Below are 3676 nucleotides of genomic sequence, written 5' to 3'. Positions count from 1 at the left end.
TGCCGGTGTGGCAACATATAATTAGTTTCTTGTATCAATACGATACAAGTAGCAGAAACAAGGGAATTTTGACAGTATCCCCTGACACGAGAGACTAATTATGTGTTGCCATTTTTTTATGGCAGAAAGGAGCTTTATGGAAAACCAAAAGCAACAGCACACTGCGTTGTATGAGAGAACAAACCATGTGAGTAATAGTCCTGACGAGCCTAATGGTATTTTAGCACAGAAGAAAACGCTGATGGAATATGCAAAATCTCACAAACTTACTTGTCTTAAACACTATTCCGATGAGGGTATTTCCGGAGGAAAGCTTGACAGACCTGCTTTAAATGAACTGTTAAGGGATGTTAGGAGCGGATATGTTGGTGCAGTAGTGGTAAAGGATATAAGCCGCATTGGTAGAAATCTGGTGGAAGTAATCAGAATAGTACAGGCTTTACAGGATAATGGAGCGCATCTGATATCGGTAAGCGATGGAATAGATATTTTCAGTCAGAAACAGGGAGGAGGCAGGCTATGAAGAAACAAAAGCAGCAGTATACAGCGCTCTATGAGAGACTGAGCCATGATGATGAGCTTCAGGGCGAATCCAACAGTATCTCCAATCAGAAACAACTCCTCATGGAGTATGCAATATCAAACGAACTACCTGGACCAAGGCACTTTGCTGATGATGGAATATCGGGTACACGTTTTGACAGACCTGCATTTTTGGAAATGATGGAAGAAATCGAAAACGGAAATGTCGGGACTGTTCTCATAAAAGATATGAGCCGTCTTGGCAGGGATTACCTCAAGGTCGGACAGATTGTGGAAATGTTCAGACAAAAGAATGTCCGCCTTATCGCTGTAAATGATGGGACAGACACCATGTATGGGGATGATGATTTTCTCCCGTTCCGTAATATCATGAATGAGTGGTATGCGAAAGACACCAGCAAAAAGATCCGCTCCACCTTTAAGGCTAAAGGGGATTCCGGGAAACACGTTGCCAGTTCTCCACCATATGGATATATAAAGGATCCACAGGATAAGAACCATTGGATTGTTGATGAAGAGGCAGCTGAAGTTGTAAGAAGAATCTTTAAGCTCACTCTTGAATCCAAAGGACCTTTTCAGATAGCGAAGATACTGGAGGCTGATGGCATAGAGATACCTGCTGTACATCAGCAAAAACAGGGAATGGGATTGTGGCAGACCCGTCCAATAGAGCATCCTTACAGGTGGAACAGTTCAACAATATCGTCTATTCTTACCAAAAAGGAGTATCTTGGACATACTGTTAATTTCAAGACCCGCAAGCATTTCAAGGATAAGAAAAGCCATTATGTTGCCCAGAAATACTGGCAGGTATTTGAAAACACACAGGAACCTATTGTTGACGAGGAGACATTCTATAATGCCCAGAAGTGCAGGACTGGTATCAAGAGATATCCAAACGGTTGGGGTGAGGCACATCCTCTTGATGGAAAGATGTACTGCTTTGACTGTGGCTCTCTTATGTATTGCCACAGGACAAGTAATGGCAAACGTGTGGCTCAGTATGTTTGTGCGAAGTATGGCAAGCAGCCTGTCGGATCACTGTGTAGTTCTGGTCACAGGATAAATGCCGATGCCGTTGTGGATATCCTTAAGGATACGCTGAGATACCTCAAGTCACAGATAGATGAAGATCCCGAAGCTTTCATCGAGCAGATAACACAGATGGAGTCAGCTGGCAGAAATGCTGAAGCAAAGGCAAAAGCGGAGCAACAGAAGGCTTGCCAAAAACGTATCGGAGAGCTGGAAAAACTTATCTGCAAGATATATGAGGACAATGCACTTGGCAGGATGCCTGAGAGTAGATATGAAACACTGATAACACAGTATTCCAAGGAGCAGATGGCTCTGAAAGAGGAGTCGGGTAAGCTTGAAGCCGACCTTGAAACGATAGAGGAAAACAAACGCAGTGGTAAGAGATTTGTTGATCTCATGGCAAGGTACAACAATTTTGATGAACTTACGCCATATATGGTCAATGAATTTGTCGATAAGATACTAGTTCATGAGCGTGACAGGAAAGGATCAATACAGACTACTCAGAAGATTGATATTTATTTCAATTTCATCGGTAGTTACTGTATGCCTGAGAAAGAATTGACGGATGCAGAGAAAGCTGAGCAGGAGCGTATTGAAGCTATTAAGGATAAGCGCCACAGACAGTATCTGGACAGAAAGGCCAGAGGCGTTCAGAAAGCCTGGGAAAAGAGGTATGATCCCCGAAGAAGGACAAGGTTGAAAGAACTTAAGGCCATGAATCCAAATACGTTTGGGATCCCTGCTGAAGAATATGATCAGGAGCATTATTCCAGAGAAAGTGTAGTGGTAGCAAGCTCAGAAACACCTGATTTTTAAGCATTTGATACGGTAATTACTGAATAGACAAAACGTAAGAAAGTGTTAATGGAGAAGATTTCATTAACACTTTTTTATATTGCTCCAATACGGTAATTACTGATGGATAGTTTTCCTTCTCTTCCTTCCCTTTTCCTCCCTTCTCTTTTCTTCCTTCTTCCCCTAGAAAGAAGAGAAAAAGAAAGAACCAAAGAAAAAGAGAATAAAGATATACCCTATTAACTAACTAATCTTATCCCATCTTATCCTATCCATCTTTTCTTTTGGTTTCCGTCCGTGCCACAGACTACAGAACAGACCAAGAGGGCAGTCAGAAAGGAGCCTAAGAAATGAGCAGATTAACCAAGATAGAACAGGAAACAGTTATCAACTTCAATGCCGGGGAGGAAGAGGCAGTAGTCTATACCAGAGATAAGGCCATTATAAGAAAACTTGACTCGTTAGTTACCGAGTTCCCTGATGTGTACAGGTGCATCAAGGCAACTGATATCGACAAGACCTATTCCATGCCCAAACAGTACGTTAGTTACCGTAAGCCCAGAAGAATAACACAGGCAAGACGGGATCAGATCAGAGCACAAATGGCTGATATGAATAACAGCCGTAACAAACATTGATTGGAGGTTTCAAATGAGCGAAAACGAAAAGATTTATGGATATGCCAGGGTTTCAACAAGGGAGCAGAACGAGGACAGACAGATCCTTGCATTGATGGAGATGGGAGTGCCGCAGAGCAACATATATCTGGATAAGCTGTCAGGGAAGGATTTTGAGCGTCCACAGTACAAGAAGCTGCTCAGAAAGCTTGACGGAAATTCTGTGCTGTATATCAAATCCATTGACAGACTGGGGCGTAATTACCATGATCTTAGCGATCAGTGGCGTATCATCACCAAGGAAAAGGGTGCTGATATTGTTGTAATCGATATGCCTCTTCTTGATACGAGGCGTGAAAAGAGCTTGCTGGGAACATTTATCAGTGACCTGATTCTAGCGCTGTTGTCATATGTTGCAGAGACAGAGTACCAGACCATCCACCAAAGGCAGGCAGAGGGAATTGCTGCTGCAAAAGCAAGAGGTGTTCGTTTCGGAAGAATGCCCAAACCATTGCCAGAGAACTTTCAAGAAGTGTACCAGCGATGGAAACATAAGAAAATATCACTATCACAGGCTGCAAAGGAATGCGGAATGCCAAGGACGACATTTTATGATAGAGCTAAAGTATTCGGAAAGACCATGATCAAGAACAGCTAATAAAGTTCGAGAAGGTGTACTTTCT

4 protein-coding genes are annotated in these 3676 nt (G+C 42.6%); all 4 read left to right on the top strand.

Annotation, left to right across the window (positions count from 1 at the left end; all coding sequences use genetic code 11):
- Positions 1-136: 136 nt before the first annotated feature.
- The 4 genes from J6I68_RS00605 to J6I68_RS00590 all read left to right on the top strand — a co-directional run bounded on the left by J6I68_RS00605 (position 137) and on the right by J6I68_RS00590 (position 3651).
- Positions 137-523: a recombinase family protein gene (locus J6I68_RS00605; RefSeq protein ID WP_292216342.1), complete on the top strand. Its 387-nt coding sequence runs from the start codon at positions 137-139 to the stop codon at positions 521-523.
- Positions 520-2397 carry a recombinase family protein gene (locus J6I68_RS00600; protein WP_292216341.1) on the top strand — a complete coding sequence of 626 codons (1878 nt, stop codon included), beginning with the start codon at positions 520-522 and terminating at the stop codon, positions 2395-2397. Before J6I68_RS00605 ends, J6I68_RS00600 begins: the two co-directional genes overlap by 4 nt.
- 329 nt (positions 2398-2726) lie before the next feature.
- A complete protein-coding gene (locus J6I68_RS00595) occupies positions 2727-3014 on the top strand; it encodes a hypothetical protein (RefSeq protein WP_292216339.1) in 288 nt (95 codons plus the stop codon).
- Positions 3015-3027: 13 nt separating this feature from the next.
- Positions 3028-3651: a recombinase family protein gene (locus J6I68_RS00590; RefSeq protein ID WP_292216338.1), complete on the top strand. Its 624-nt coding sequence runs from the start codon at positions 3028-3030 to the stop codon at positions 3649-3651.
- The last annotated feature ends 25 nt before the right edge of the window (positions 3652-3676 follow it).

It is taken from the genome of Butyrivibrio sp. (assembly GCF_017940685.1).
Classification (GTDB): domain Bacteria; phylum Bacillota; class Clostridia; order Lachnospirales; family Lachnospiraceae; genus Butyrivibrio.
This window is presented reverse-complemented; position numbering and strand designations above follow the sequence as displayed.